Genomic DNA, 25,780 nt, shown 5'->3' on the forward strand with positions numbered 1-25,780 from the left:
GAGGCGAAACAGTTTCCTCGGCAGTCCGAAACTGTTTCGCCTCGCCTTCTTCGTTGGTCTCTCCCTGCTTCCTGCTCGTTGAGCCGCTGACGAGCGCTAGCGAGGAGGCGTGTCGAAACGCGGTGACGCCGATCAGACTCGGTACCAGCGGGCGGCGTTGGACCAGAGCACGTCGTCGATGAGGTCGTCGCCGACGGCTTCATGAACCAAGTCGAGATCGGTGTCGACGAACGGGCGCGGGGCACGTGTCGACGGCAGGTCGGTTCCGACCATCAGCGCTCCGGGGTCCACGTCGACGATCGCACGCATCGCCGCCACCGGGTCGAGTGCCACACGGCCGAATCCGGTGGCTTTCACTCGGCCGCCGGATTCGACCAGCCTCAGCACGTCAGTGAATCCATCCGCCGACAAGCCCAGGTGGTCGATGCTGATCGCGGGAAGTCTGCGGAGCGTCGGCGCGAGTGCTGCCAGATCGTTCGAGTCGATGTACATCTCGCTGTGCCAGCCGACGAGGTCGTGGACGCGGAACGCCAACGACTCGAGTTCGTCGAGGGACGCCGATCCCCCGCGTCTCACATTGAACCGGACGGCGCGAACACCGAGACCGTCCAACTCGACGATCCTCGCGTCCGAGGTGTCCGCGGGAATCTGGGTGACACCGACGAAGGCGCCGCGCAATGTCGCCAGAGCGTCGAGAAGGTACGCCTGGTCGAAGCCCTGGAACGACCCGGACACCACGGCGCCGCCCTGCACGCCGAGGTCGCGGACCCGGCTCGTGTAGTCCGCGGTGGGGAACGCCGGTGGAAGGTATCCGCTGTTCTCGACAAGCGGGAAACGCGGATCCACGATGTGCAGATGCGCGTCGAACAGTCTGCGAGTCATCGCGCCTCAACGACTCCGGACCGCCGCACCACAAAATGCTCCTCCTGCGGGGCGGCCAACATGCGGTCGAGCGTCCGCCTGTCGAACGGCCACAGGTCAATGCCCGACCCGGTCTGATACCAAGAGTTGCAGCCGGTGTTCCACACGGTCGGTTCCATCGCCTCGGCCACCTGCGCGTTGAACTCGGCCGTCGCCGCCTCGGTCACCTCGACCTGGTCGACGTCGCCGGACCGGAACCTCTCCAACCACGCGATGATGTACGTGGCGGTCTTGGACGCGGAGTGCTGCAGTGAGATCGAACCAGTCGGCGAATTGGGACCGAGCACCGTGAACAGGTTCGGGAAGCCGGGAATCGCGGTCATCCGGTAGGCGCGCGGACCGTCGCTCCAGGCGTCGTCGAGCCGCACACCGTCGCGTCCGACGACGTTCATCGGACGCATGTAGTCGTGCGCACGGAAGCCGGTCGCCAGAACGATGACGTCCACGTCATGGGTACGACCGTCCTCGGTGACGATGCCGCCAGGGACCACTCGGTTGATGCCTGAGCTGACCACCTCGGTGTTGCGCGCGTTGATCGCCCGGTAGTACGACCCGGACAGGACCTGTCGCTTGCACAGCGGCTCATAGTCAGGGGTCAGTTGATCGCGCAGCGCACCCGATCCCACCTGGGCACGCAGTGAGATCTCCGCGTACTTCTGCACGGCACGCCGACGCCAGGTCGGTTTCGTGACGACGTCGACGAGGATGCCTGCCCCTTTCAGCAGGACACTGTGGAGCGCGTCCTGAATCGCAGGCGCGGCGCGGAAGAGCCTCGCCACACCGGGCACCGCAGGGAGATGCATCGGCGCCCACAGAATCCACTGCGGCGAGCGGACGAAGTGGGTCACCGAGGCCGCCTCCGGCTGCAGTGCGGACACCACCTGAACGCCTGTCGAACCGGTGCCGAGTACCGCGATGCGCTTTCCCGCGGTGACCAGGCCGTCGTCCCACCGCGCGGTGTGCACGACGGGTCCGTCGAACGTGTCGAGGCCGTCGATGTCGGGGTACGCCGGGTTGTGCAACACTCCCGTCGCACAGATGACGAAGTCCGCGACGTGGACGTCGCCCGTCGACGTGGTGACCATCCATTCCCCCGACACGTCGTCGAAGACGGTCGAGACCACTTCGGTGTCGAGGCGGATCCGGTCGGCGAGACCGAACTGCTCGACGACGTCGCGATGGTACTGCTGTATCTGCGGCCCGGTGGCCCAGATCCTCGACCAATCCGGTTTGGGCGCGAACGCGAACTGATAGATCTCCGACGGGACGTCACAGGTCAGTCCGGGATAGTGATTCCAGTACCAGACTCCCCCGACGTCTGAGCCCTTCTCGAGTACGACGAAGTCGGTGAATCCCGCACGGTCGAGGTGGTGGGCCGTGGTGATGCCCGCGACGCCCGCGCCGATGACGACGATGCGCGGTTCCCTGCGCCCGCTCATGCGACTGCCCCTTCGGAGAGTGCGCGCCGGACGCTGTCGGCCGCGGAGATCATCGACTGCTCGAAGGCCTCGGCGCGTTTGTCGCGCGCCATGAAGTTGGGACCGAGGCCACGCAGGTCGCGCGCGTCGGGCGTGATCACCACGACCTCGGTGCCGCGTGCCCGGACCTTTTCCACTTCTCGCCACATCACGGTCGACATCGGCTTGCGGAGGAGGAACCGCTCGAGGGCTCCGCCGACACCCGGCCCGGAGACCGCCCCCGCCGACGCCATCGGCGCGAGGAGATAGATCAGGTCTGCGTCGTCGGGCCCCACGAGATCAACCGATGCGGTCGACGCCGCTCCGCCGTCCACGTACGTGCGACCGTCGATCTCCACCGGCGGCATCCAACCGGGGATCGCCCACGACGCGCGCAGCGCCTGGCTTGCAGTGGCAGCGGGTGACCCCGGCGCGCCGAACGCGACGCGTTCGCCGTCCTCGGGTCGGTACGCTACAAGCCGTACCCCGTCGCGCTCGAACCATTCTCGACCCCCGGTCGACGCGTCCGCGAGACGCTGGAGCCAGGCGGTGTCACCACGACCCCGCGGGGCCACACCCGTCAGTCGCGAATGTCCCGGACCTCCGGCTCGAAGGGCCGACAGGCTCGGCAACGCCGGTGCGGGCAGTTTCGGAAGCGACGAGGGGCAGTCGGCGAGATGGCTGCAGAGCACCGAGTTCGGCGGATTCCCCTGCTGCATCGCGACGAGGTCGGCCACGCTGTGCCCGCCCGCGAGCGTGGTGACGATCTCCGCCCCGGCGGAGGTCCCCTGGAGGATCGACGCCGACGCCGGATCCCAGCCCGTCTGGTCGACGAGGTGATGCAACGCGGCGATGGTCCAGGCACCGCCGATGGTGCCGCCACAGCCGATGACAAGTGCGGTGCGGGTCATGCGCCGGCCTCCGACTTGTCTGCCGCATGATCACGGGACTGGCGGTCGATCCGGTCGAGGTATGCGCGACGTTCCCCGGCATCCAACGCCATGGCCTGGCGCTCCCCGGCGAAGCGCCGAGCGATTCGCTCGATGAATTCGGGGACGAACGCGTCGACGAGCACCCAGCCCGGCGCGATCCAACCGGGCACGGAGGTCCGGGGCGCCCGGACGCGGACGCTGCGGACAATGGCGCGCGCGACGTCCTCCGGGTCGACTGTCGGCAGGACTCCACCCAGTTTGGCTCCGGATGCCAGTTCGGTGCGGACCGCCGACGGCAGGATCGCCGACACAGTGACTCCGGTGCCGTCGTACTCGCGGCGCGCCGCCAGGGACGCTCCGAGCGCGGCGTACTTGCTCGCGTTGTACGTGACCATCCCCGGCAGCGGGATCATTCCCGCCAACGAGGCGACATTGATGACGTGCCCGACACCCGCATCGCGCATCAGCGGCAATACTGCCCGCATGCCGAGGAGGAGACCACGGACATTCACATCGAGCATCAGATCCGTTGTCGCGTCCGACTCGTCTTCGAACGGGCCCACCGGCATCACACCAGCGTTGTTGACGAGAACGTCGATTCGTCCCGCTTCGCCGATCACCGTCTCGACGAATCCCGTCCACGACGAACGCGACGTGACATCCAGGTGGGCCGAACGGATGCCGAGTCGGGCCGCGGTCTGTGCGGCGACGTCGGCGTCGACGTCGCCGATCCACACCTGCGCTCCGCGACTGGCGAAGAGTTCCGCGGTCGCCGCACCGATGCCGCGGGCGCCGCCGGTGATCACGACGACTGCGCCGTCGACGTCGATCGCCGGATTGGACGAGTTGAGGAATGGCAGCTTCATCATGTCAACGATCATTGTTTAGATACTGTAAGTATGTCAATACCCTCGGTATGTGGACGCTATGATGATCCCATGCCACCGGAGACCGCACGCATGAGCCGATCGGACCGACGAGCCAAAACCGTCGCCGATCTGGTGACGACTGCGCGGACCGCGTTCCTCCGAGACGGATACGCCGCCACCAGCCTCGACGCGATCGCGGAGGCCGCAGGCTATTCGAAGGGCGCCGTCTACTCGAACTTCAAGGACAAGCCGACGCTGTGCCGCGCCGTTCTCGTCGACATCCACGACGAGAAGATGGCGGAGATCGCCGATCTGGCGCCCGGCGACGGCGAGATGGACCCGATTCGATTCGTCGACGGTCTCGCCGACTGGCTTCGACGGTCCCTCGGCGACATGGAGTGGACGATGCTCGAGTTCGAGTACGCCGCCCTCGCCCGCAACAATCCGGACGTCAAGGAGTCGATCGCGACCCTCCGCTACGAGATCAGCGAGACGATCGCGGCCCAGCTGACCCGGGTGTTCGGCGATTCACTCGCCCTCAGCGACGAGTTCGGCACGTCGCACGACATCGCCGACCTGATCCTCAGCACCGGCATCGGTCTCAGCGTTCAGCGCGCAATCGACCCGCGAGTCTCGGTAGAGCCCGCGATCGGCATCCTCACCGCCGCGGCCGCACTGCTGCACGCGATGTGAAAGAACTTCGGCACTCTCCGCCGCGCATAGCGCGGTGAAGAGTGCCGAAGTTGAGAGATCAGTCAGTCAGCGGGTGCGGACGAGCGCGGTTCCGGTCGCGCGGTCGTGCATACTGCGGCCGTTGAGGTCGGCGATGAGGGCCGGGACGACGAAGAACACGATCACCTGGCGGACCAGTGCACGGACGAACCCGACCGCGGCGCGCGGCTCGGTTCCGGCGGCCTCCGCCGCATTCCGCTTCGCGCCGTAGTCCACGCGGGCCACGCGCATACCGGCCAGATACTGGCCCGGCGTGCAACCGACAAGCGCAACCGCCGCGACACCCATGCAGAACCACACGACATATTGCATCGGAGCTATAGCTGCGACAGTCATCGTGAAGGCGCTGTTCTGCTCATGAGGGGGCCGCACACCAATGAACAGGAACACGATTCCGCCCGCGATCAGCCAATCGGCGATGATTCCGACGAGGCGCTGCCAGCCCGAAGCGAGAGCGCCGACGCCCGATTCGGGAAGTCCGAGATCTTCACCGCGGAACCGGTTTCCTTCGGCACCCGGGATCTGTGGCCCCGACAGCCACGTCCCCGCGGCACGTCGAGTGGATCCGGAGTCACCGCGTGAAGTCATGACTTCATCGTAGTCAGCGGGCGGCGAACACCAAGTTCGGTGGCCGACGCCACACGCAGACGCCCCGAGTACAGCTAATCTGTAACACGGCGCCTGTGACGTAACACGGCGGAAACATTCGCTTGACGCACGGGCAACCTCACCTCCTTAGATTTCTCGGTGAGATCCACAGCCGACGCATCACGTCGGCAGTGGAAGTGCGACCAGAGGTTCTGGTCGGATGTTTCAGTTAGGAGTCAGGCCAACCGTGTACAACACGAACGAAGAGCTGCTCGAAGGAATCCGCACCTCCGGAGTCGAGTACGTCGACATCCGCTTCTGCGATCTGCCGGGCACCATGCAGCACTTCTCGATCCCCGCGTCCGCGTTCACCGAGGACGTCTTCACGGAGGGCCTGGCGTTCGACGGTTCGTCGGTCCGCGGCTTCCAGTCGATCGACGAGTCGGACATGATGCTGCTGCCCGACCCCGCGACTGCGCGCATCGACCCGTTCCGCAAGGCGAAGACGATGAACGTCAGCTTCTTCGTCCACGACCCGTTCACCCGCGAGGCCTACAGCCGCGACCCGCGCAATGTGGCTCGCAAGGCTGAGGACTACCTGCGGTCGACCGGCATCGCCGACACCTGCTTCTTCGGCGCCGAGGCCGAGTTCTACATCTTCGACTCGGTGTCGTTCAGCTCCGAGATGAACGCGACGCACTACGAGATCGAGTCGTCGTCCGGCTGGTGGAACTCCGCGTCGCCGACCAACCCCGACGGCACCCCGAACCTCGGCTACAAGGTCCGCCCCAAGGGCGGCTACTTCCCCGTCGCGCCGTACGACCACTACGTGGACCTGCGCGACGAGATGTCGACCAACCTGACCAACTCGGGCTTCGAGCTCGAGCGCGGTCACCACGAGGTCGGCACCGGCGGCCAGGCCGAGATCAACTACAAGTTCAACACGCTGCTGCACGCCGCGGACGACGTCCAGCTGTTCAAGTACATCATCAAGAACACCGCGTGGCAGAACAACAAGTCGGTCACCTTCATGCCGAAGCCCCTCTTCGGCGACAACGGTTCGGGCATGCACGCTCACCAGTCGCTGTGGAAGGACGGCAAGCCGCTGTTCCACGACGAGTCGGGCTACGCCGGACTGTCGGACATCGCGCGTCACTACATCGGCGGCATCCTGCACCACGCACCGTCGCTGCTGGCGTTCACCAACCCGACGATCAACTCGTACAAGCGCCTGGTCCCCGGCTACGAGGCTCCGATCAACCTGGTCTACAGCCAGCGCAACCGCAGCGCGTGCGTCCGTATCCCGGTCACCGGCAACAACCCGAAGGCCAAGCGCGTCGAGTTCCGTTGCCCCGACAGCTCGGGCAACCCGTACCTGGCGTTCGCCGCGATGATGATGGCCGGCCTGGACGGCGTGAAGAACAAGATCGAGCCGCACGAGCCCGTCGACAAGGACCTCTACGAGCTTCCTCCGGAGGAGGCCAAGGGCATCCCGCAGGCGCCGACGTCGCTGGCAGCGGTCATCGACCGCCTCGAGCAGGATCACGACTACCTCACCGCCGGTGGCGTCTTCACCGAGGACCTCATCGAGACCTGGATCGCGCTCAAGCGTGAGAACGAGATCGAGCCCATCCAGATCCGTCCGCACCCGTACGAGTTCTCGCTGTACTACGACGTGTGATCCGACGAACCGACCGGAGCCCCGCCCGACACTGTCGGGCGGGGCTTCGTCGTCTGGCCCTGAAGTCGTCTGGCCCAGAACGTTGGTGACGTTTCCCGACCGCCAGACCGGGAAACGTCACCAACGTTCAAGCGGCCCGAGGAGCGGGCGTCGACGGAGTCGCCGGAGCGAGCTCCTTCTCCAGGTGCGCCGCCACCCCGGCCGCGGCCTCGGTCAGCGCAGCCTGCGCCTCGGCCTTCAGCGCGGCGTCGGTCTCCTCATCGGCTGCCGTCCGCGGCGTCTCCACCGCGGTGGACGTCGGCGGCGCGTCGATCGCCGCGACGGGCGCGGAGACCGTCACCGGAAGCGGCGTGATCCGTCGCGGCGAGCAGTCGTCGGGGCCCGCTCCGACGTTCAGCTCCAGCGTCGGAAGCGCCTCGACGACGTCGACCACCGTCCCGGTCACCGCCTGAACCAGCTGGACGACGCCCTGCAGCAGCGCGTTCACGTCATTGACCGGCGGCAGCACGACGGCGCCGATCCGCTGCGGAACGAGCCACGAGACGAGCGGCGGGAAGTACGCCACGAGCGGTGTCGGACGGTACGACGTCGCGATCGGCGCCGGGGTGATGAGCAGGCTCGTCACCGGGTCCAGGACGTCGTACGGGGTGGGCACGCCCGGCGCCGGGTGCGCGATGTCGGCCGTCGGGATGTAGGGCGACCGGCGGACCGTGTGCAGGCGTCCGTCGTCGACGGAGTGCGGCGCCGCGAAGTAGTCGCCGTGTGCCCCGTAGGCGAGGTAGCCGAGCAGATTGTTGACGAACCCGATCGGGTCGAGCACCGGGTTGGGCGCCGCGCAGATGCCGTCGTTGCTCTGGCACACCTGTGTGATCGGGATGTGCCGCGTCTCCGGTCTTGCGCCCATCATCGGGAATCCGGGCACGAATGACGGCAACATCGCCATCACTCCGGGCCGAACCGGATCCGGCCTGCGCGGATCGGAGTACAGGACGCAGCTGGTGTTGCGTGACATCACCGGATCGGAGTCGAAGCTGTTGCACACGTTTCCGGTGACGAGTGCGCCCTGAGAGAAGCCGACGAGGCGGATGTGCGAGTCGGGGCACCGGGCACGGAACGACCGTGCCGCGCGCTTGAGGTTGCGCTCCCCCTCCGCGGTCGACTCGGCGCCGCTGATGTTGCCGCCCACCGGGGAGATGCTGGCGCTGTAACGCACCTTGGTCCGTGCCGTGCCCTCCGGTCGGGCCTTGTTCATCGCACCGAGTCTGATCCCGTCGGGCTGGGCCGCGCCGCCGGTGGAGAACTCCATGACCTCCGGGCAGTTCGACGCACCGTACGACGAGCCGGCGTCGATCGGCGCCATCGTCGCCGCGATCCCGACGGCGAGCATCAGTGCTGGGACGGATCTCCGAGTTTTCATGCGGCACACAGTATTTCGGCACGAATTGCACGCCTAGCCTTCAGCCACGTGACGCCCGACACCGCCAAATGGCGGGCGACGAATGTTAACAGTTAGTGCTGCCTAACCAAACAGAAATGCGAGGTCGGAGCGACTCGCACCCACCCCTCGTTGAAGTTGTTCACTTGATCGAAATAATCGGAGTTACGGAGGTGTGGCGGAGATCTCAGTCGCATCCGTGTAACAGCCGCCACCCCTGCGCCGTTTGGCCGAATGGCATCGGGGTCGATAGCCTCAAACCCTGAACCTCCGGTGGAGGATTCATGTATGGGAACGGAGCTGTCATGGGCGGACGCCACCGCACGCCGTCCCGCGACGTCTCGTCCCCTCGACGCCGACTGTGGACCGTCGTCGGTGTCGCCGTTGCGGTCGTCCTCGTCGCGGTGGGGGCCGCGGTTCGCCTCTCCGGTCACCACGACGACGTGGAGCCCGCGCAACAGACCGCCAGTCGGATGTCCGCGCATCAAGTCGAGTCGCGACTTCGGTCGTCGTTCGACGCGATCGAGTTCACCGCCGCGGTCGGTGTGGCACTCGTGCCCGTCGGCGGCGGGGTCCCGATGCTGTTCGGCGACCAGACCGTCCGCGACGCGTGGTCGACGATCAAGGCTCCGCTCGGGCTCGCCGCGGAACGGAGACACGGGATGAGCCGAACCGAGGCGAACGCCGTCATCGACTCCGACAACGCGTCCGCCCGCATCCTCACCCGCTCACTCGGCACGCCCGCCGAAGCGTCGGCCGCACTGACCGAAGTGCTGCGCGAGGGCGGCGACACGACGACCGTGCCCGCTCCCAGCCGCGGCGGCAGGCACCCGATGCTCGGCGAGACCCAGTGGGCGCTCGCGGATTCCGCGACGTGGACCGCCAACCTGCCGTGCATGACGGGCAGTGATCACATCCTTGAACTCATGAACGATGTCGCCGACGTGCAGAAGTGGGGCATTCGACGGCTCGGCCTCGATCGCACGGCGGTGAAAGGCGGCTGGGGGCAGGCGCCCGACGGCGGATACGAGGTCCGCCAGATCGGAGTCGTCACGCTGCACGACGGTTCGCAACTGGCCGTCTCGGCATCGACCCATGCCCGAAAGATGACGTTCGACCAGGGCACCGAAACACTCGACAGAGTGGCGGCGTGGCTGCGGTCCGAGTTCGACGTCCTTCGGGGTGGGCGATGTCGCTGACCCGCTATCCTCGTGGCATGAGCGAAACTCAGGTCGGACCCGTCGACTACCTCGTGATCGAGTTCCCCGATGGAACGGTGTCGCCCGGCGGCTTCGCGGCGCTCGTCGATCGCGTCGACGCGGGCATCGTCTACATCGTCGACATCGAGTTCTTCCGACGCGACGACGCGGGCCTGACGTCCGTCCCCGCGCATGACTTCGGCGTCGTCGACGGCCTGGACTTCGCCGAGTTCGACGGCGCCGCGAGCGGACTGCTCGACGCCGACGACGTCGCCACCGTGACCCGCGTGTTGTCGCCGGGCTCCGTCGGCGTCGTCATCGTCTACGAGGACCTGACCATGATTCCCGCCCTCGACGCCTTCGAGGCCGCGGGCGCGCGACTCGTCGCCGCCGGACCGGTCTCGCCCGATGATCTCGACGCCGCGCTCGGCGACGACTGACAGGAACGACACTCATGAGCCTTCTCCGCACCGCGACGCGTGCCGCCGTCGCCAGCTCCGTTCACGGCCGTGTCCAGCGCAGGCAGCAGCAGCGTTGGGCGCAGCAGGGCGCCGCCACCGCGGCGCCCGCACCTGTACCCCCGCCTGCGCCGGCCGCGCCTGCACCGGCCGCTCCGACGCCTGCCGTCATCGACGATCAGTTGGCACGACTCGCGCAACTGGGGCAGCTCCGCGACGCCGGAGTCCTGACCGACGCCGAGTTCGACGCCAAGAAGGCGCAGATCCTGGCACTCTGACTCTCGGCTCCGCGCGGTCGGCCGGTATTCTCGCCAACCATGAAGCTCAAGGCCCTGATCCTGATTCCCGCGGCAGCCTGCACTCTCGCCATCGCGGGATGCTCGTCCGACGACACGTCCGCGACGACGGGCACGCCCGAATCGACGACGACGTGCCCGACGTCGGTCCCCGACCCCACCACCCAGGCCGATTGGGTGTTTCAAGGCACATCCGGATCGATCGAGGTGGTCGCACCGACGCCGACGAACGCTCCCCTGATCACCGTGAACGGAGACTTCTCCGTCAACGAGACGACGGTGAAGACGCTGACACCGGGAACCGGCGCCGAGGTGACCGCCGAGTCGTACGTGACCGTCTGCTACCACGGTGTGCTCGGTCGGGACGGCGCGACGTTCGACGACTCGTTCAGTCGGGGCGCGCCCGAGCAGTTCTCACCGATGGGCGTGGTCCCCGGTTTCCGACAGGCCCTCATCGGGCAGAAGGTCGGCTCGAAGGTCGCCGTCGCGATCCCGCCCGCCGACGGTTACGGCGCCGCAGGCTCCAGCGACGGCACCATCAAGGGCACCGACACGATCGTCTTCGCCCTGTCCATCCTCGACGCGAGCTGACACGACGGCGAACTGGTGAGTACGTGGTAACAATCACGTACTCACCGGTTCGTGTCTCGGGACGAGTTCGGCGCGAACGGTTTGATGAACTCCGGTACACCACCGGTTCGACGCAGGAGCGGCGACCCGAAGAACGGCGCGACCACCTGGCACGGAACGACGCGCGACGGGGCGTCGTCGAGCGCGTTGAGGACGAACGCCGCCGCCCGCGGCGACCCGCAGATTCCCAGATGATCGGACAGGTCCTTCAGACATCCGTCCTGCAGGACGATGTTCGTGACGCTCGTCCCCTCGCCTCCCCGGACCTGGCCGGAGGTGAACGGGTGGACCAGTTCGTCATGGATCGTCGAGATGTTCGTGTACTCGATGCCCGGGACATACGGCCCGCCGTCGGCGTTCATCTTCGCGATGAATGCCGAGTCGTCCATCATCTGCGGGAGCGCTCGACACGGTACGACGCCCGCCGGGTCGAATCCGAAGCGGTCGAGGATTCCCGTCGCACCGTCGAGGACCGTCGTCCCCTCCCACAGCGGTGCGAGGGACACGTACTTGGCGATCTTGTCGTGTCCGCCGAGGAATCGGGCCCAGTAGTTGGGGACGAGAGTCCCCTGCGAATGCCCGACGACGTGCACCTTGTCGGCACCGGTGGCCGCCATGACTCGCTCAGCGAACGCCGCGAACTCGACGGCGCTCCGTTCGATGGGAGCCATCCCGCCGAGCGCCGAGATCGGCCACCGCGACCCTTCGATCGCGCCGTAGGTGAGTGTGAACACCGAGTACCCGGCCTGCGTGAGCAGCGGGACGTAGGTGCCCCAGTTGGTCTGTGCGCCGCCCGCCGTGCCGTGCGCGAGGATCACCGGGACGGGGTGGGCCGGGTCGAGCGGGTCGTCCCATCGATTGGCTCCGGGAAGCGACCCGCCGGGGTTCGCTAGTTCGGGTCCGATCCCGGCGAAGAAGTCGTACACCACCTTGCCGTTCGGGTCGTCCGCGTCTCCGCCGAGGCTGATGATCTCCCTCGGGAACCGCTGGACCAGCGAATTCGCCGCCTTGAGAAACGGCTGCCCCACCTTCTGCGCCGCCGCCAGCGGCACGGTGACGAGGTCCCGGATCACCTGCTTCGGCACAAACCTGTCGATTACTGTCACCCGGTGACAGTAATCGACAGGTCAGTCGTGCGTCAGCCGCCGAAGACCTCCAGCACGACTGCCTTCGCCCTACGGGTGACGCGCATGTAGTGCTCGAGGAACTCCAGGGCCTCGTCCTGCGGCCACCCCGCGGCGTACGCGACGGCCCGGAGTTGGCGGCCGGGCCCGGGGAGTTGGTCGACGGGTTTGCCGCGCACCAGGACCAGGGCGTTGCGCGCTTTGGTCGCGGTGAGCCAGGCGTCGGTGAGGATCTCGACCTGGTCCCGCGGGACCAACTCGGCGGCGGCGATCGCGTCCAACGTCTCCAGGGTCGACGTGTTGTGCAGCGACGGGTACTCGTGTGCGTACCGCAACTGGGTCAGTTGGACGGTCCACTCGACGTCGGCCAGGCCCCCGCGACCCAGCTTCGTGTGCGTCGACGGATCGGCTCCTCGAGGGAGCCGTTCGGAGTCGACACGCGCCTTGATCCGGCGGATCTCGCGTACCGCGTCCGGGGACACTCCGCCCGCGGGATACCGCGTGTCGTCGATCATGTGGAGGAACACCAGACCGAGGTCGGCGTCGCCCGCGACCGTGTGCGCGCGCAACAACGCCTGCACCTCCCACGCCTGCGCCCACTGCTCGTAGTACGCCCGGTACGACGCCAGGGTCCGGACGACCGGCCCGTTGCGCCCCTCCGGACGCAGGCCGATGTCGACCTCGAGCGGCGGGTCGGCACTCGGCGTGCCGAGGAGCGTCCTGACCTGCTCACACACCGTCTGCGCCCACTTCACCGCCGCCGCCTCGTCGACACCGTCCACCGGGTCGCACACGAACATCACGTCGGCGTCCGAACCGTATCCGAGTTCCCCGCCGCCGAGACGGCCCATGCCGATCACCGCGATCCGCGCGGGCGCGGCGTCGCCCTGCAACGACTCCTCGATCACCTTGTCGAGCGCCGCGTCGAGCACCGAGGCCCACACCGTCGACAGCGCCCGACACACCTCTTGGACGGTCATCAGGCCGAGGATGTCGGCCGACGCGATCCGCGCCAGCTCGGCCCGTCGGTGCGACCGCGCGACGGCGATCGCCCTGGTCAGGTCGGACGCCCGGCGCATCGACGCCCGCAGCCCCTTCACCACGTCGGCCGAGTCGACCTCGACGAGCTTCGGCCCGGTCGCGCCGGTCGAGTACAGCTGGATGACGTCCGGCGACCGCATCAGCAGGTCGGCGATGTACTCGCTGGTGCCGAGCACCCGCATCAGCCGTTCGGCGACGACGCCGTCGTCGCGCAGCGTCCGCAGATACCACCCGGTGGTGCCCATCTGCTCGCTTAGCTTGCGGTAATTGAGCAGACCGGCGTCGGGGTCGGGGGTGTCGGAGATGTGCTCGAGGAGTCCGGGCAGGATCATCGACTGGATCGCGCCCGCCCGGCCCGGGGTGGACGCCAACGCCCGGATGTGCGCCAGGGCCCGGTCGGGCATCGCATACCCGAGCGCGGCGAGCTGGCGTTTCGCCGAGTCGTCCGTCAACCGCAGCAGGCCCTTGTCCTGTCGGGCCACCGCGTCGAGCAGCGGGCGGTAGAACAGCTTCTCGTGCAACTGCCGCACGCGGGTGCTCTGTTTGCGCAGATCACGGCGCAGGACGGCCTGCGCGTCCAGGCTGCCCTCCGGCCGGATGTGGGCGGCGCGCGCCAGCCAGCGCATCGCCGCGTCGTCATCGGGCTCCGGCAGCAGGTGCGTGCGACTGAGCCGCTGCAATTGCAGGCGGTGCTCGAGCAGCCGCAGGAACTGGTACGACGCCGAGAAGTTCGCGCCGTCGTCCCTGCCGATGTAGCCCGCCGTGGTCAACGCCTCCAGCGCGTCGACTGTCGACTGCACGCGAAGCGACGCGTCCACTCGCCCGTGGACCATCTGCAACAGTTGGACGGCGAACTCGACGTCGCGGAGGCCGCCGCGCCCCAACTTGAGGTTCCTGGCCTTGAGCTCGTCGGGGATCAACGACTCGACCCGTCGCCTCATGGCCTGCACCTCGGGGACGAAATCGTCGCGTTCGGACGCGTCCCACACCATCGGGCTGGTCGCCGCGACGTAGTCGCGGCCGAGGGCCATGTCGCCCGTCATCGGCCTGGCCTTTAGCAGCGCCTGGAACTCCCAGGTCTTGGCCCAGCGCCGGTAGTACGCGACGTGCGACTCCAGCGTGCGCGTCAACGCACCCGACTTGCCCTCCGGACGAAGTCCGGCGTCGACGTCGAAGAACGCCAGGGCTCCGATCCTCATCATCTCGCCCGCGATCCGCGCGGACGTGCCGTCGGCCGGTTCCGCGACGAAGACGACGTCCACGTCGGACACGTAGTTCAGTTCCCGCGCACCGCACTTGCCCATCGCCAGCACCGCGATGCGGCCGTCGAGCGGTTTGTCGCCGACGACGTCGGCGATCGCCACCGCCAACGCGGCCGTGAGCGCGGCGTCCGCCAGGTCGGCCAGCCTGCCGCCGACCTCGGGCAGGTACAAGACCGGCTCGTTCTCGACCGTCGCCGCCAGGTCGTGCGCCGCGAGGATCAGGATCTGATCGCGGTACGCGGTCCGCAGCGCGATGACCGCGTCCGGTCCGGTCACCGATGCGCGGAACAGCAGATCGTCCTCGGACGTGCCGTCCACCCGCACGGCCCCGACCGACGCGAGCATCGCCGCGCGCGAGGACTGCGCGGTCGGCATCTCGTCGGAGATCAACAGCCGCCACACGCCGGGTTCGGCGACGACGTGGTCGGCCAACGCGTCCGATCCGCCGAGGACCGAGAACAGCCTGCCCCGGAACGACTTCGACGACCGCAGCAGGCCGTCGATCTCGGCCCACTCCCCCGACCGCTCGCGGTCGTGCAGCCGGACCAGCGCGCGCAGCGCCAGGTCGGCGTCGGGCGCGCGCGACAACGCCCACAGCAGATCGACCGTCGCGGGCGTCGACCACCCGAGCGTCGCCAGGTCGGCGCGCGCGGTGTCGTCGAGAAGGCCCAGACGGCCGGGACTCGGAACGGCCGAACGGCCTCCGGAACTCGTCACGTCGGGACCCTTCTAGAGCGGCAGATAGCTTTCGAGCTCGAACGGCGTCACGCGCCCGCGGTACGCCGTCCACTCCGCCCACTTGTTTCGGAGGAAGTAGTCGAAGACGTGCTCGCCCAACGTCTCGGCGACGAGCTCCGACTTCTCCATCTCGGTGAGCGCATCGGCCAAGGACCCCGGCAGCTCCTTGTAGCCCATCGCCCGACGCTCGGCGGGCGTCAACGCCCACACGTTGTCCTCGGCCTCCTCCGGCAGCTCGTAACCCTCCTCGATGCCCTTGAGTCCCGCGGCGAGCAGCACCGCGAACGTCAGGTACGGATTGCACGCCGAGTCGGGGCTGCGCACCTCGACGCGCCGGGACGACGCCTTGTTCGGCGTGTACAGCGGCACCCGCACCATCGCAGACCGGTTCGCACGTCCCCACGTGGCGGCCGTCGGGGCCTCATCGCCGTAGATGAGCCGCTTGTAGCTGTTGACCCACTGATTGGTGACGGCGCTGAGTTCGTTGGCGTGCTCGAGGATGCCCGCGATGAACTGCTTGCCGATGGTCGACAGCTGCATCGGGTCGTCCGGATTGTGGAACGCGTTGGTGTCCCCCTCGAACAGCGACAGATGCGTGTGCATCGCCGAGCCGGGATGCTCGCTGAACGGCTTCGGCATGAACGTCGCGCGCACACCGTCATTGAACGCCACCTGCTTGATCAGGTAGCGGAACGTCATCACGTTGTCGGCCATCGACAGGGCGTCCGCGTACCGCAGGTCGATCTCCTGCTGGCCCGGAGCCCCCTCGTGGTGCGAGAACTCGACGGAGATGCCCATCGACTCCAGCGCCTCGATGGCGTGGCGACGGAAGTTGGGCGCCGTGTCGTGGAACGTCTGGTCGAAGTATCCGCCACCGTCGGCCGGGGTCGGCGGCGTGCCGTCGACCGGCAGGTCCTTGAGCAGGAAGAACTCGATCTCCGGGTGGACGTAGCAGGTGAATCCCTGATCGGCGGCCTTGTTGAGCTGCCGACGCAGGACGTTCCGCGGATCGGCCCACGACGGCGTACCGTCCGGCATCGCCACGTCGCAGAAGATCCGCGCCGAATGCTGACGGCCGTCGGTGATCCACGGCAGCACCTGGAACGTCGACGGGTCGGGCTTGGCGACCGTGTCGGCCTCCGACACCCGGGAGAAGCCCTCGATCGCCGAACCGTCGAAGCCGATGCCCTCGGAGAACGCACCCTCGAGCTCGGCCGGTGCGATCGCCACCGATTTCAGATAACCGAGGATGTCGGTGAACCACAGCCGGACGAAGCGGATGTCGCGCTCCTCGAGGGTGCGCAGCACGAATTCCTGTTGGCGATCCATACCCGAACCCTAGTGCTCCGCGATTACGCGCGTGTTACACCGGCCAGATGAGCCGCCTGTGACCAATCCCACCCGATCGACTCTGCACGTCCTCGTGCGCCGGTGGGAAGATTGACGGGTCCACACCAACCCGGGTACCCGCGCTCGCGGGACTCGAGGCAGAAATGAGGCAGTCATGTCGGAAGCATCCGTCTACGGTTCGACAAGCGCACCGACCCCGCGTCGCGCAACGCGCATTCAGCATCTCGCCCAATGGAAGTCCGAAGGGCAGAAGTGGGCCATGCTCACCGCCTACGACTACTCCACCGCCCGCATCTTCGACGACGCCGAGATCCCCGTCCTGCTGGTCGGCGACTCCGCGGCCAACGTCGTCTACGGCTACGACACCACCATCCCCGTCTCGCTAGACGAACTGATCCCGCTCGCGCGCGCCGTCGTCCGCGGCGCTCCGCACGCGCTCGTCGTGGCCGACCTCCCGTTCGGCACCTACGAGATCGGCCCGCAGCAGGCGCTCGAATCGTCGATCCGCATGTTCAAGGAGTCCGGCGCGCACGCCATCAAGATCGAGGGCGGCGAGCGGATCGCACCCCAGATCTCGGCCCTCACCCAGGCAGGCATCCCCGTCATGGGCCATGTCGGTTTCACCCCGCAGAGCGTGAACGGCCTCGGCGGCTACCGGGTGCAGGGCCGGGGCGACGCCGCAGACCAGTTGATCGCCGACGCCATCGCCGTCCAGGAGGCCGGCGCGTTCGCCGTCGTCATGGAGATGGTGCCGGCCGACGTCGCGGGACAGATCACCCGCAAGCTGACGATCCCGACCGTCGGCATCGGTGCGGGCAACGAGACCGACGCCCAAGTCCTCGTCTGGCAGGACGCGGCGGGCTACACCCACGGCAAGACCGCCAAGTTCGTCAAGCGGTACGCGTCGATCGGCGACGACCTGCGCGACGCGGCCCGCCAGTACGCCGCCGAGGTCGCGACGGCGTCGTTCCCCGGCCCCGAGCACTCGTACTGACACACCTCGACCGACCGATAGGCTGGACGCATGCGCGAGTTGTACCCCTCGATCGACGCGTACGCGTCCGGCCATCTGTCCGTCGGCGACGGGCAGGAGATCTACTGGGAGTGCTCCGGCGATCCCGACGGCAAGCCGGTGATCTTCGTCCACGGCGGTCCGGGCGGCGGGACCTCGCCGCAGCAGCGACGGTTCTTCGACCCCGCCCGGTACCGCATCGTCCTGTTCGACCAGCGCGGTTGCGGGCAGTCCCGCCCACACATCGCCGACGGCGCCGACCTGTCGGTCAACACGACGCAGCACCTGATCGCCGACATGGAGGCGATCCGCGAGCATCTCGGCATCGACACATGGCAGGTGTTCGGCGGCTCGTGGGGCTCCACGCTCGGTCTCGCGTACGCGCAGACCCATCCCGACCGCGTCACCGAACTGGTGCTGCGCGGCATCTTCCTGCTGCGCCGCAGTGAGATCGACTGGTACTACAACGGCGGCGCGTCGCACATCTACCCGGACGTGTGGGAGCGCTACCTCGAGCCGATTCCGGAGTCGGAGCGGTCGGGCGACCTCGTCGCCGCCTACCACCGCCTGCTGACCGGGGACGACCGTGAGGCCGCCCAGCGCGCGGCCAACGCGTGGTCGGCGTGGGAGAACATGACGAGCTACCTGCAGCCCCGCCCCAACTCGGGCGACGAGGGCCCGGACGACCTCGCCTTCGCGACCATCGAGAACCACTACTTCACCAACCACGGGTTCATCGACGACGGCCAGCTGCTCCGCGACATCGGGCGCATCGAACACATCCCGGCGGTCATCGTCCAGGGCCGGTACGACGTCGTCTGCCCGATGCGCAGCGCGTGGGACCTGCACCGCGCCTGGCCCGACGCCGATCTGCACGTGGTCGACGACGCCGGTCACGCGTCCTTCGAACCCGGCATCGTCCACCACCTGGTGGAGGCCACCGACCGTTTCGCCCGCACAGGAGCCTGAACACCGCCATGAGTCCCGCCGCGCACGAATCCCTCGAGATCGAGTTGAAGTTCGACGTCGACGCGGGCCTGGTCGCCCCCGACCTGTCCGGGATCGTTCCCGACGGTCGGGTCGGCGAACCGCAGACGTACCTGCTGGAAGCCACCTACTTCGACACCGCCGACACCCTGCTCGCCGTCAACCGGACCACGCTGCGCCGCCGGTCCGGCGGCACCGACGGCGGCTGGCACCTCAAGCGCCCGTCGACGGTCAAGGCCGCGCGCCGCGAACTGGCCGTCGACTTCGACGAGGCGCCGTATGACGGCGGCGTGCCCGGTGCGCTGCGGGATCAGGTCGCGGCGATCGTCCGTCTGGGCGAGCTGATCCCGGTCGCGACGATCACCACCGACCGGACCGTGACCGCCGTGTACGACGCGGACGATCGCGAGGTCGCCGTGTTCTGTGAGGACCTGGTGTCCGCGGAGTCGCTGCTGCCCGGCGGCGGCGTCAATCGGTGGGCCGAGTGGGAGTTCGAGCTCGTGGAGGGCGACCATGCGCTGCTCAAGCGCGCGAAGGCCCTCCTGAAGGAAGCCGGAGCCCAGAAGGCGTCGAGCACGTCGAAACTGGCGCGCGCGATCGGGTCGCAGCCCGCGGACGTCGACAGGCCCGCGCTCGGCAAGAAGCCGACGGCGCTCGATCTCGTCGTCGCCGACCTCGCCGCACACCGCGACGCACTGATCGCCTACGACCCGCTCGCCCGCGACGACGCACCCGACGCCGTCCACCAGATGCGCGTGGCCGCCCGCAAGCTCCGCTCCATCCTGACCTCGTATCCGCGGGTCCTCACTCCCGAGGTCGCGGGACCGGTGTCGGACGAACTGCGCCTGCTCGGCGAGGTGCTCGGCGACGCACGCGACGTCGAGGTCCAACTCGAGACCAACGAACTGCTCCTCGCCCGTGAGACGCCGCCGGCCGACCTCGTCGCCGCACTCGTCGACGGCGAGCGCGTCCGCCACGAGAGGGCCCTGCGGTCGATGCGGTTCGCCCTCAACACCCGCCGCTACCTGACGCTGCTGGACGACCTCGACGGCCTCATCGACGCCCCGACCCCCGGTCCCGACGCCGACCGTCCCGCCCGTGACGTGGCCGCGGAGGCCGTCTCCGCGTCGTACAAGCGTCTCCGCAAGGCACAGAAGGCGCTCGGCGAGCACGATGTGTGGTCGCACGACTGGGTGGAACAACTCCACACCATCCGCAAGCGCGCCAAGGCGACGCGGTACACGGCGGAGTCGACGGCGGCACTGCGGCGAGCCCCGTTCACCGAGGCGGGCCGCTATGCGAAAGAGATCCAGACACATCTCGGCGTCTTCAACGACACCGTCGTCAACCGCTCTCGACTCGCCGCCGTAGCCGAGAACTCCCAGCTCAGCGACCGAGCGCACTTCGTCCTCGGCCGTCTCGACGCCCGCGAGGAGTCCCGCGGCCGCAAGGCGGTGAAGGCGTACCGTCGCATGGCCTGACCGTCCGCGAACGTCGGTGACATTTCCCGGTGTCCGAGCCGGAAACGTCACCAACGTTGCGAGCCGACTAGATTCGAATCCATGCAGCGCAGAGTGTTCGCCTCGTCGGGACCGGAGTTCGACCAGATCCGCCGCGAACTCGACGTCACCGACCAGTTCCCCGCGGACGTCGCCGCCCAAGCGCGGGCCGTGACCGACCGTCTGCCCGAGGGCCGGGCAGACCGCACGGACGTCGAGTTGGTGACGATCGACCCGCCGACGTCCAAGGACCTCGACCAGGCACTGCACATCGAGGCCACCGACGACGGCTTCACCGTCCACTACGCGATCGCCGACGTCGCGGCGCTCGTCGAGCCGGGCGGCGCGATCGACGTCGAGAGCCGCAGGCGCGGGCAGACGATCTACTTCCCCGACGGCAGCGTGCCGCTCCACCCGCGACCGCTGTCGGAGGGCGCGGGCTCCCTGCTCCCCGATCAGGTGCGGCCCGCCGTGCTGTGGACCGTATCGGTCGATCACGACGGCGACCCGACCTCCGTCCACGTCGAACGGGCGACCGTCCGTTCGCGCGCCCGTTTCGACTACGCGGGGGTGATGGCCGATCACGACGCCGAGCGGCTCCATCCGTCGATCGCCGCACTCCCCTCCTTCGGGCAGACGCGCATCGACTGGGCCCTGCGACGTGGTGCCGTGCAGCTCGACCTCCCCGACCAGGAGATCGTCCCCCACGAAGGCGGCCGCGCGTGGACCCTGCGCATCGCTCCGCACACGCAGGCCGATCAGTGGAACGCGCAGGTGTCGCTGCTGATCGGAATGGCCGCGGGGCACATGCAGCGCGACGCCGGAGTCGGGCTGCTGCGCACCCTGCCGCCCGCGTCCCGCGAGGCCGTCGGCGACCTGCGGACCGCCGCGGCGCACCTGCGCGTCGACTGGCCGGACGGCGCGTCGCCCGGCGAATTCCTCGCCTCGCTGGCGCCCGACGCGCCGACGACGCTCGCGCTGATGACCGTCGGCGCGCGACTCATGCGCGGCGCGGGCTACCTGTGCCTCGACGCCGCGTCGACCGGCCTCGACGACGCCGCGGTCGCACACGCGGGAGTCGGTGGCGTGTACTCGCATGTCACGGCTCCACTGCGTCGTCTCGCCGACCGCTTCGCGACCGAGACGTGCCTCGCGATCGCCGCCGGGCAGGAACCGCCTGCGTGGGTCCTGGACGCGCTCCCGACGCTGCCGAAGATCATGGCGTCCTCCGATGCGACGGCGTCGGCGGCCGAACGCCGAAGCGTGGAGGCCACCGAAGCCGTCGTCCTGGCCGATCAGATCGGGGCCCGGTTCGACGCCGTCGTCATGCGCGACGGCCACGGCGACAAGCCGGCCGAGGTGTTCATCGCCTCGCCCGCCATCATCGGGGCCTGCGACGACGCACCGGCGGCCGGGTCGCAGTGCACCGTCGAAGTGATCGAGGCCGACCCCGCCGTGCGTTTCCGGGCGGTTGGCGAACGAGTCGGCGTGTAAGCCGGATCCTGTACCGACCCGAGGGCCGGTGGCGACCATCCATCTGGACACACCGTCGCCGGGTGCCTCAAGCGGCCAACCCACGAGCTCGGACGAGCAGTCCTCGAGCACTCGTGCGTACGCACCGCGGGCGGTGCGCACTTCGGCCTTGCTCCGGGTGGGGTTTACCTAGCCGTCGCGGTCACCCGTGACGCTGGTGCGCTCTTACCGCACCGTTTCACCCTTACCTCCCGCCGAAGCGGGCGGCGGTCTGTTCTCTGTGGCACTGTCCCGCGGGTCGCCCCGGGTTGCCGTTAACAACCACCCTGCTGTGTGGAGTCCGGACTTTCCTCGACTGCGGGCCTGCACGATGCTTGCGCGGTTCCCTCGTCGCGGCCGCCCGGCCGACTCGTTCGCAGTGACAGCGTACCGCGCCGTCGTCCTACTGCAGGTGCGCGGTGTCGTTGACGAGTCGGACCACCGACCCGCCGTCGGGGTAGAACTCGACGACCGAGAACGACGCGAGGTCCAGGTGAAGCCGGAACAGCAGTTCCGGACCCACCCCGAGGGCCCCGCGCAGGAACGTCTTGATGGGCGTGACATGACTGACCGCGAGGACCGTCTGCGCCGGGTACTGGGCGACGAGGTCGTCGCGGACCAGCCCGACGCGCTCGCCGACGGCGGCGAAGCTCTCCCCGCCCGGCGGCTCCACGGTGACGTCGCTCAACCACTTCCGGTGCAGGCGGCCGTCCCGCTCGGCCGCCTCGCGGAACGACAGTCCCTCCCATTCCCCGAAGTCCGTCTCGATGAGTCCGTCGTGGACGGCGACGTCGAGGTGCAGTACGCGGGACGCGAACTCGGCCGTGTCGCGTGTGCGCGCCAGCGGCGACGACACGATCGCGTCGATCTGGCCGAACGGCGACGACGCGAGCCGCGTGGCCGCCGCGGTCGCCTGCCGCAGACCGAGGTCGGTGAGCTGCGGGTTGCCCCGACCGGAGTATCGACGTTCGACGGACAGCGGCGTCTGCCCGTGCCGCAGCAGGATCACGCGCGTCGGCTGCATGCTCTGGCCCTGCCAGGTGGTCGAGTCACTCACGCGGGCGTCCCTGGCCGGGGAGTCCGGAGTGGCTGGTGCGGACCATGATCGCGCCGCACTCCTCGCAGCGGAGCACGTCGTCCTCGTCGGCTGCGGCGATCCGCGACAGCGTCCGCGGGTCGAGTTCCATCCGGCAGGCTCCACAGCGTCGGGCCTGGACCAGACCCGCGCCGACCTGGCCTCGCTTGCGGAGTCCGTCGTAGACGGCGACGAGCGCGTCGTCGATGGTCGCGGCGAGGGAGCCGCGCCGTTCGGTCATGTCGGCGACCTTCTGCTCCGCCGCCGCGGCGGATCGGTCGCGCGCCGCGACGAGGTCGAGCTCCTTCTCGGTCAGGGTGAGCAGCGTCGCCTCGGCGCGGTCGGCCTCGGTGTCGGTGGCCTCCTGCTGTTCCATCAGTTCCAGCATCTCGCCCTCGAGGTCGTCGCGACGGCGGACCAGCGACTCCATCTCGTGCTGCAGTTCGGCGAGCGCCTTGTGGCCGACCGACCCGGAGTCGATGGCCGCCTGGTCGCGCGCGGCGTGCTCGGCCATGCCCGTCAACTCGCGGTCGAGTTTCTCGTACACCTCACGCAGGTCGTCGACGGCCACCCGCGAGCGTGCGACGTCGTCGCGCGCCGTCTCCAGCGAGGCCGCCAGGTCGGCGAGTCGCGCGTCCTCCGGGAGATTCTTGCGCGCATGCTGCGCTTTGGCGATGTCGGCGTCGAGGTCGGCGAGGTCGAGCAGCAGTCGTTGCTGGGCTGCGGATGCCTTCACGGGCGCGCTCCTGTCGGTTGGGCGACCACGGTGAACGGGTCGGTCGGCGGGGTGTGGACGGCTGCGTCGCATCCGAGCTCGGTCAGCAGATCGGCTGCCGACGCGCACCACGGGAACTCGGTGGCCCAGTGCCCGGCGTCGACGAGTGCGGGGGCGCCCGCTCGCGTGGCCTCGTCGACGACGTGGTGGCGGAGATCGCCGGTCACGTAGGCGTCGACACGCGCGGCGGTCGCGGCGCCGATGAGCGAGTCGCCCGCCCCGCCGCAGACGGCGACGGTCTCCACGACGGTGTCGGGGTCGCCCGCCGCCCGCACCGGCCACGCGGCGGACGGGAGACTGTCACCGACGTGCGAGACGAACTCGGCGAGTGTCATCGCCGCAGGCAGACGCCCGATCCGACCGAGGCCGAGGTCGCCGTCGACGGCGGCCTGCTCGAAGACGTCGAACGCGGGCTCTTCGTACGGGTGCGCGGCGCGCAGGGCGGCGAGAACCGCCGAACGGGCCCGTCGCGGGGCGACGGTCTCGAGACGCTCCTCGTCGACGTGGGTGAGCTCGCCGACGCCGCCGATCGCGGGCGACGCTCCGTCGACCGGCCGGAACTGGCCGGTTCCGACCACACCCCATCGGCAGTCGCGGTAGTCGCCGACAGCACCCGCGCCCGCGGCGAACATCGCCTCGCTCACCTGGTCGACGTTGCCTTCGGGAACCATGACGACCCATTTGTCGAGTGTCGGCGCGGGTTCGGGGTCGAGCGGTCGCGTGTCGAGGAGGCCGAGGGCCGCGGCGAGCGCGTCGTTCACGCCGGGCCGCGCCTTGTCGGCGTTGGTGTGGGCGGTGAACAACGCGCATCCGGCGCGGATCAACCGGTGGACGATCCGGCCTTTCGGCGTCGCGGCCGACACCGTGTCCACGCCGCGCATGAGCAGCGGGTGATGTGCGAGGACCAGATCGGCGCCGATCTCGACGGCGTGGTCGACGACGTCGTCGGTCACGTCGACGCACACGACCACGCGGTGCACGGGCTCGCTCGGGTCGCCGCAGACCAGTCCGACGGAGTCCCACGACTCGGCGAGAGCCGGCGGGTACGCGGCGTCGAGCCCGGCGATCACGTCGGCGAGGGTGCGGGTCATCGGCGGTCGTCCTCCTCGTGTCGGTCCTTCACATCTTGCACGGCTGCGATCAGCGCATCGGTCGGTTCGGCGGGACGGACCGCCAAACGCAGGTGATCGGGACCGAGGCCGACGAAGTTCGCGCAGCTCCGGACGGCGAACCCGCGTTCGCGCAGCGCCGCCTTCAGATCCAGCGCTCCGGGCGTCGACACCAGCACGTACGGCGCGTGCGGTCCGGCCAGCGGCGACAGTCCGACACCGGCGAGCCCGTCGACGAGGTGCGCACGGTCGGCGGCGACGGTCAGCGCCTGCTCGCGCGCGTACGCCTGTCCCTCGACGCCGAGGCAGGCGGCGAGGGCTTCGAGCGTCAACGTCCCGACCGGCCAGTGTCGTCGCCGGGCGGTCATCGCGCCGATCACGGCGGGCGGGGCGAGCAGGTAGCCGGCCCGCAGTCCGGCGAGCCCGAACGTCTTGGTGACCGACCGGACCACGATCACGTCGTCGAGGCGCAGGTGCGCCACCGACTCCGGTTCGAGGCGGGAGCCGTCGAGCGTGAGGTCGGCGAACGCCTCGTCGACGAGGATCGTCCGGCCGGGTCGGCGGAGCGCGAGGATGTCGACGGCCGGATGCAGCACCGACGTCGGGTTCGTCGGATTGCCGACGACGACGAGGTCGGCGTCGTCGGGGATCTGGGCGTCGCGCAGTCGCCACGGCGGCGGCGGGACGACGTGTGTCACGCGGGTTCCGGCCGCGACCAGGACACGTTCGGGCTCGGTGAACGACGGCTGGACGAGAGCGGCGTGCGCGAAGCCCAGGCGTGCGACGAGCTCGAAGCCCTCGGCGGCTCCACCCAACAGCAGGACGTCGTCCACCTCACGTCCGTGCACGCGCGCCGCGAGCGTCGCCACGCGTTGGGCCTCGGCATCCGCCGGGTAGGCGGCGAGGTCGGCGATTCGCGAGGTCAGCGCGTCGACGATGAAAGCGGGCGGGCCCGGTCGGACGTTGACGGCGAAGTCGATCAGCCCGGGTTCGGCGTCGGCGTCGCCGTGGCGGCCCCGATCGGTCAGCGGACGACGTGACGGAGTGAGTCCGGGCACGTCGACTGTCATGAGTGTCAACCCTACGTGCAGGATGAGG

The 25,780-nt window shown here is 68.9% G+C and carries 22 protein-coding genes, 1 other RNA gene and 1 pseudogene; 10 read left to right on the plus strand and 14 right to left on the minus strand.

What is annotated here, in order from left to right:
* Nucleotides 1–132 precede the first annotated feature (132 nt).
* From GYB83_RS19185 to GYB83_RS19200, 4 genes are read right to left on the minus strand one after another with little or no spacing between them, the layout of a single operon-like run.
* The gene (locus GYB83_RS19185; RefSeq protein WP_161896919.1) at nt 133–882 is read right to left on the minus strand and encodes an amidohydrolase family protein; all 750 of its coding nucleotides are present in this window, start codon (nt 880–882) and stop codon (nt 133–135) included.
* On the minus strand, nt 879–2,360 hold the full coding sequence (locus tag GYB83_RS19190; RefSeq protein ID WP_161896920.1) for a flavin-containing monooxygenase: 1,482 nt from the start codon (nt 2,358–2,360) through the stop codon (nt 879–881). Before GYB83_RS19190 ends, GYB83_RS19185 begins: the two co-directional genes overlap by 4 nt.
* A complete protein-coding gene (locus GYB83_RS19195) occupies nt 2,357–3,289 on the minus strand; it encodes a patatin-like phospholipase family protein (protein ID WP_161896921.1) in 933 nt (310 codons plus the stop codon). The genes GYB83_RS19190 and GYB83_RS19195 overlap by 4 nt, the downstream gene beginning before the upstream one ends.
* Nucleotides 3,286–4,179 (minus strand): SDR family oxidoreductase, encoded by an 894-nt coding sequence (locus tag GYB83_RS19200; protein WP_161896922.1) that lies wholly within the window; start codon nt 4,177–4,179, stop codon nt 3,286–3,288. Before GYB83_RS19200 ends, GYB83_RS19195 begins: the two co-directional genes overlap by 4 nt.
* Nucleotides 4,180–4,248: 69 nt before the next feature.
* On the opposite strand from GYB83_RS19200, the gene GYB83_RS19205 reads away from it, so the two are divergent.
* Nucleotides 4,249–4,872 (plus strand): TetR/AcrR family transcriptional regulator, encoded by a 624-nt coding sequence (locus tag GYB83_RS19205; RefSeq protein ID WP_161896923.1) that lies wholly within the window; start codon nt 4,249–4,251, stop codon nt 4,870–4,872.
* 66 nt (nt 4,873–4,938) lie between these two features.
* Here the strand turns inward: GYB83_RS19205 and GYB83_RS19210 are convergent, their stop codons facing one another.
* On the minus strand, nt 4,939–5,499 hold the full coding sequence (locus GYB83_RS19210) for an RDD family protein (RefSeq protein ID WP_161896924.1): 561 nt from the start codon (nt 5,497–5,499) through the stop codon (nt 4,939–4,941).
* Between the two features lie 247 nt (nt 5,500–5,746).
* Here GYB83_RS19210 and glnA point away from each other — a divergent pair, with 247 nt between their 5' ends.
* Nucleotides 5,747–7,180 carry a type I glutamate--ammonia ligase gene (glnA, locus tag GYB83_RS19215; protein ID WP_161896925.1) on the plus strand — a complete coding sequence of 478 codons (1,434 nt, stop codon included), beginning with the start codon at nt 5,747–5,749 and terminating at the stop codon, nt 7,178–7,180.
* Between the two features lie 127 nt (nt 7,181–7,307).
* On the opposite strand, the gene GYB83_RS19220 is transcribed toward glnA, so the two are convergent.
* On the minus strand, nt 7,308–8,597 hold the full coding sequence (locus tag GYB83_RS19220; RefSeq protein WP_228461624.1) for a cutinase family protein: 1,290 nt from the start codon (nt 8,595–8,597) through the stop codon (nt 7,308–7,310).
* A gap of 323 nt (nt 8,598–8,920) precedes the next feature.
* Here GYB83_RS19220 and GYB83_RS19225 point away from each other — a divergent pair, with 323 nt between their 5' ends.
* From GYB83_RS19225 to GYB83_RS19240, 4 genes are read left to right on the plus strand one after another with little or no spacing between them, the layout of a single operon-like run.
* Nucleotides 8,921–9,814, plus strand: a complete 894-nt coding sequence (locus tag GYB83_RS19225) for a hypothetical protein (RefSeq protein WP_161896926.1) — start codon at nt 8,921–8,923, stop codon at nt 9,812–9,814.
* A 17-nt stretch (nt 9,815–9,831) separates the two neighbouring features.
* Nucleotides 9,832–10,254 carry a DUF6325 family protein gene (locus GYB83_RS19230; protein ID WP_161896927.1) on the plus strand — a complete coding sequence of 141 codons (423 nt, stop codon included), beginning with the start codon at nt 9,832–9,834 and terminating at the stop codon, nt 10,252–10,254.
* Nucleotides 10,255–10,268: 14 nt separating this feature from the next.
* Nucleotides 10,269–10,550 (plus strand): SHOCT domain-containing protein, encoded by a 282-nt coding sequence (locus tag GYB83_RS19235; protein WP_161896928.1) that lies wholly within the window; start codon nt 10,269–10,271, stop codon nt 10,548–10,550.
* Between the two features lie 39 nt (nt 10,551–10,589).
* Nucleotides 10,590–11,159, plus strand: a complete 570-nt coding sequence (locus GYB83_RS19240) for an FKBP-type peptidyl-prolyl cis-trans isomerase (RefSeq protein WP_186349815.1) — start codon at nt 10,590–10,592, stop codon at nt 11,157–11,159.
* Between the two features lie 41 nt (nt 11,160–11,200).
* Here the strand turns inward: GYB83_RS19240 and GYB83_RS19245 are convergent, their stop codons facing one another.
* Genes GYB83_RS19245 through GYB83_RS19255 form a run of 3 tightly spaced genes read right to left on the minus strand, consistent with a single transcriptional unit; the run spans nt 11,201 to nt 16,692 of the window.
* On the minus strand, nt 11,201–12,304 hold the full coding sequence (locus GYB83_RS19245) for an esterase/lipase family protein (RefSeq protein WP_228461626.1): 1,104 nt from the start codon (nt 12,302–12,304) through the stop codon (nt 11,201–11,203).
* Nucleotides 12,305–12,336: 32 nt separating this feature from the next.
* Nucleotides 12,337–15,342 (minus strand): bifunctional [glutamine synthetase] adenylyltransferase/[glutamine synthetase]-adenylyl-L-tyrosine phosphorylase, encoded by a 3,006-nt coding sequence (locus GYB83_RS19250; RefSeq protein ID WP_161896929.1) that lies wholly within the window; start codon nt 15,340–15,342, stop codon nt 12,337–12,339.
* 12 nt (nt 15,343–15,354) lie between these two features.
* Complete coding sequence (locus GYB83_RS19255) at nt 15,355–16,692, minus strand: glutamine synthetase family protein (RefSeq protein ID WP_161896930.1); 1,338 nt, start codon at nt 16,690–16,692, stop codon at nt 15,355–15,357.
* Nucleotides 16,693–16,867: 175 nt separating this feature from the next.
* On the opposite strand from GYB83_RS19255, the gene panB reads away from it, so the two are divergent.
* From panB to GYB83_RS19275, 4 genes and pseudogenes are all read left to right on the plus strand, one after another.
* Nucleotides 16,868–17,707: a 3-methyl-2-oxobutanoate hydroxymethyltransferase gene (gene panB / locus GYB83_RS19260; protein WP_161896931.1), complete on the plus strand. Its 840-nt coding sequence runs from the start codon at nt 16,868–16,870 to the stop codon at nt 17,705–17,707.
* Nucleotides 17,708–17,737: 30 nt separating this feature from the next.
* Nucleotides 17,738–18,694, plus strand: a complete 957-nt coding sequence (gene pip, locus GYB83_RS19265; RefSeq protein WP_161896932.1) for a prolyl aminopeptidase — start codon at nt 17,738–17,740, stop codon at nt 18,692–18,694.
* 8 nt (nt 18,695–18,702) lie between these two features.
* On the plus strand, nt 18,703–20,193 hold the full coding sequence (locus tag GYB83_RS19270) for a CYTH and CHAD domain-containing protein (RefSeq protein WP_161896933.1): 1,491 nt from the start codon (nt 18,703–18,705) through the stop codon (nt 20,191–20,193).
* Nucleotides 20,194–20,274: 81 nt separating this feature from the next.
* A pseudogene (locus GYB83_RS19275) lies at nt 20,275–21,684 on the plus strand (RNB domain-containing ribonuclease); the annotation flags it as partial.
* 2 nt (nt 21,685–21,686) lie between these two features.
* Here GYB83_RS19275 and rnpB read toward each other — a convergent pair.
* The 5 genes from rnpB to cobC all read right to left on the minus strand — a co-directional run bounded on the left by rnpB (nt 21,687) and on the right by cobC (nt 25,752).
* Nucleotides 21,687–22,096: RNase P RNA component class A (gene rnpB, locus GYB83_RS19280), an RNA gene on the minus strand.
* 30 nt (nt 22,097–22,126) lie between these two features.
* Nucleotides 22,127–22,780: a histidine phosphatase family protein gene (locus tag GYB83_RS19285; RefSeq protein ID WP_228461627.1), complete on the minus strand. Its 654-nt coding sequence runs from the start codon at nt 22,778–22,780 to the stop codon at nt 22,127–22,129.
* The gene (locus GYB83_RS19290; protein ID WP_161896934.1) at nt 22,773–23,534 is read right to left on the minus strand and encodes a zinc ribbon domain-containing protein; all 762 of its coding nucleotides are present in this window, start codon (nt 23,532–23,534) and stop codon (nt 22,773–22,775) included. Before GYB83_RS19290 ends, GYB83_RS19285 begins: the two co-directional genes overlap by 8 nt.
* Nucleotides 23,531–24,664: a Nif3-like dinuclear metal center hexameric protein gene (locus tag GYB83_RS19295; RefSeq protein ID WP_161896935.1), complete on the minus strand. Its 1,134-nt coding sequence runs from the start codon at nt 24,662–24,664 to the stop codon at nt 23,531–23,533. Before GYB83_RS19295 ends, GYB83_RS19290 begins: the two co-directional genes overlap by 4 nt.
* On the minus strand, nt 24,661–25,752 hold the full coding sequence (cobC, locus tag GYB83_RS19300; RefSeq protein ID WP_161896936.1) for an Rv2231c family histidinol phosphate aminotransferase CobC: 1,092 nt from the start codon (nt 25,750–25,752) through the stop codon (nt 24,661–24,663). The genes GYB83_RS19295 and cobC overlap by 4 nt, the downstream gene beginning before the upstream one ends.
* Nucleotides 25,753–25,780 lie beyond the last annotated feature (28 nt).

It is taken from the genome of Gordonia spumicola (assembly GCF_009932475.1).
Lineage (GTDB): Bacteria > Actinomycetota > Actinomycetes > Mycobacteriales > Mycobacteriaceae > Gordonia > Gordonia spumicola.

Bases quoted from the DNA above. Each gene is read 5' to 3' on its own strand.
- cobC (WP_161896936.1), bottom strand. From the start codon at position 25,752: ATGACAGTCGACGTGCCCGGACTCACTCCGTCACGTCGTCCGCTGACC.
- pip (WP_161896932.1), top strand. From the start codon at position 17,738: ATGCGCGAGTTGTACCCCTCGATCGACGCGTACGCGTCCGGCCATCTG.
- GYB83_RS19240 (WP_186349815.1), top strand. From the start codon at position 10,590: ATGAAGCTCAAGGCCCTGATCCTGATTCCCGCGGCAGCCTGCACTCTC.
- GYB83_RS19270 (WP_161896933.1), top strand. From the start codon at position 18,703: ATGAGTCCCGCCGCGCACGAATCCCTCGAGATCGAGTTGAAGTTCGAC.
- GYB83_RS19255 (WP_161896930.1), bottom strand. From the start codon at position 16,692: ATGGATCGCCAACAGGAATTCGTGCTGCGCACCCTCGAGGAGCGCGAC.
- GYB83_RS19295 (WP_161896935.1), bottom strand. From the start codon at position 24,664: ATGACCCGCACCCTCGCCGACGTGATCGCCGGGCTCGACGCCGCGTAC.
- GYB83_RS19235 (WP_161896928.1), top strand. From the start codon at position 10,269: ATGAGCCTTCTCCGCACCGCGACGCGTGCCGCCGTCGCCAGCTCCGTT.
- GYB83_RS19220 (WP_228461624.1), bottom strand. From the start codon at position 8,597: ATGAAAACTCGGAGATCCGTCCCAGCACTGATGCTCGCCGTCGGGATC.
- GYB83_RS19225 (WP_161896926.1), top strand. From the start codon at position 8,921: ATGGGCGGACGCCACCGCACGCCGTCCCGCGACGTCTCGTCCCCTCGA.
- GYB83_RS19195 (WP_161896921.1), bottom strand. From the start codon at position 3,289: ATGACCCGCACCGCACTTGTCATCGGCTGTGGCGGCACCATCGGCGGT.
- GYB83_RS19200 (WP_161896922.1), bottom strand. From the start codon at position 4,179: ATGATGAAGCTGCCATTCCTCAACTCGTCCAATCCGGCGATCGACGTC.
- GYB83_RS19205 (WP_161896923.1), top strand. From the start codon at position 4,249: ATGCCACCGGAGACCGCACGCATGAGCCGATCGGACCGACGAGCCAAA.
- panB (WP_161896931.1), top strand. From the start codon at position 16,868: ATGTCGGAAGCATCCGTCTACGGTTCGACAAGCGCACCGACCCCGCGT.
- GYB83_RS19190 (WP_161896920.1), bottom strand. From the start codon at position 2,360: ATGAGCGGGCGCAGGGAACCGCGCATCGTCGTCATCGGCGCGGGCGTC.
- GYB83_RS19210 (WP_161896924.1), bottom strand. From the start codon at position 5,499: ATGACTTCACGCGGTGACTCCGGATCCACTCGACGTGCCGCGGGGACG.
- GYB83_RS19230 (WP_161896927.1), top strand. From the start codon at position 9,832: ATGAGCGAAACTCAGGTCGGACCCGTCGACTACCTCGTGATCGAGTTC.
- GYB83_RS19185 (WP_161896919.1), bottom strand. From the start codon at position 882: ATGACTCGCAGACTGTTCGACGCGCATCTGCACATCGTGGATCCGCGT.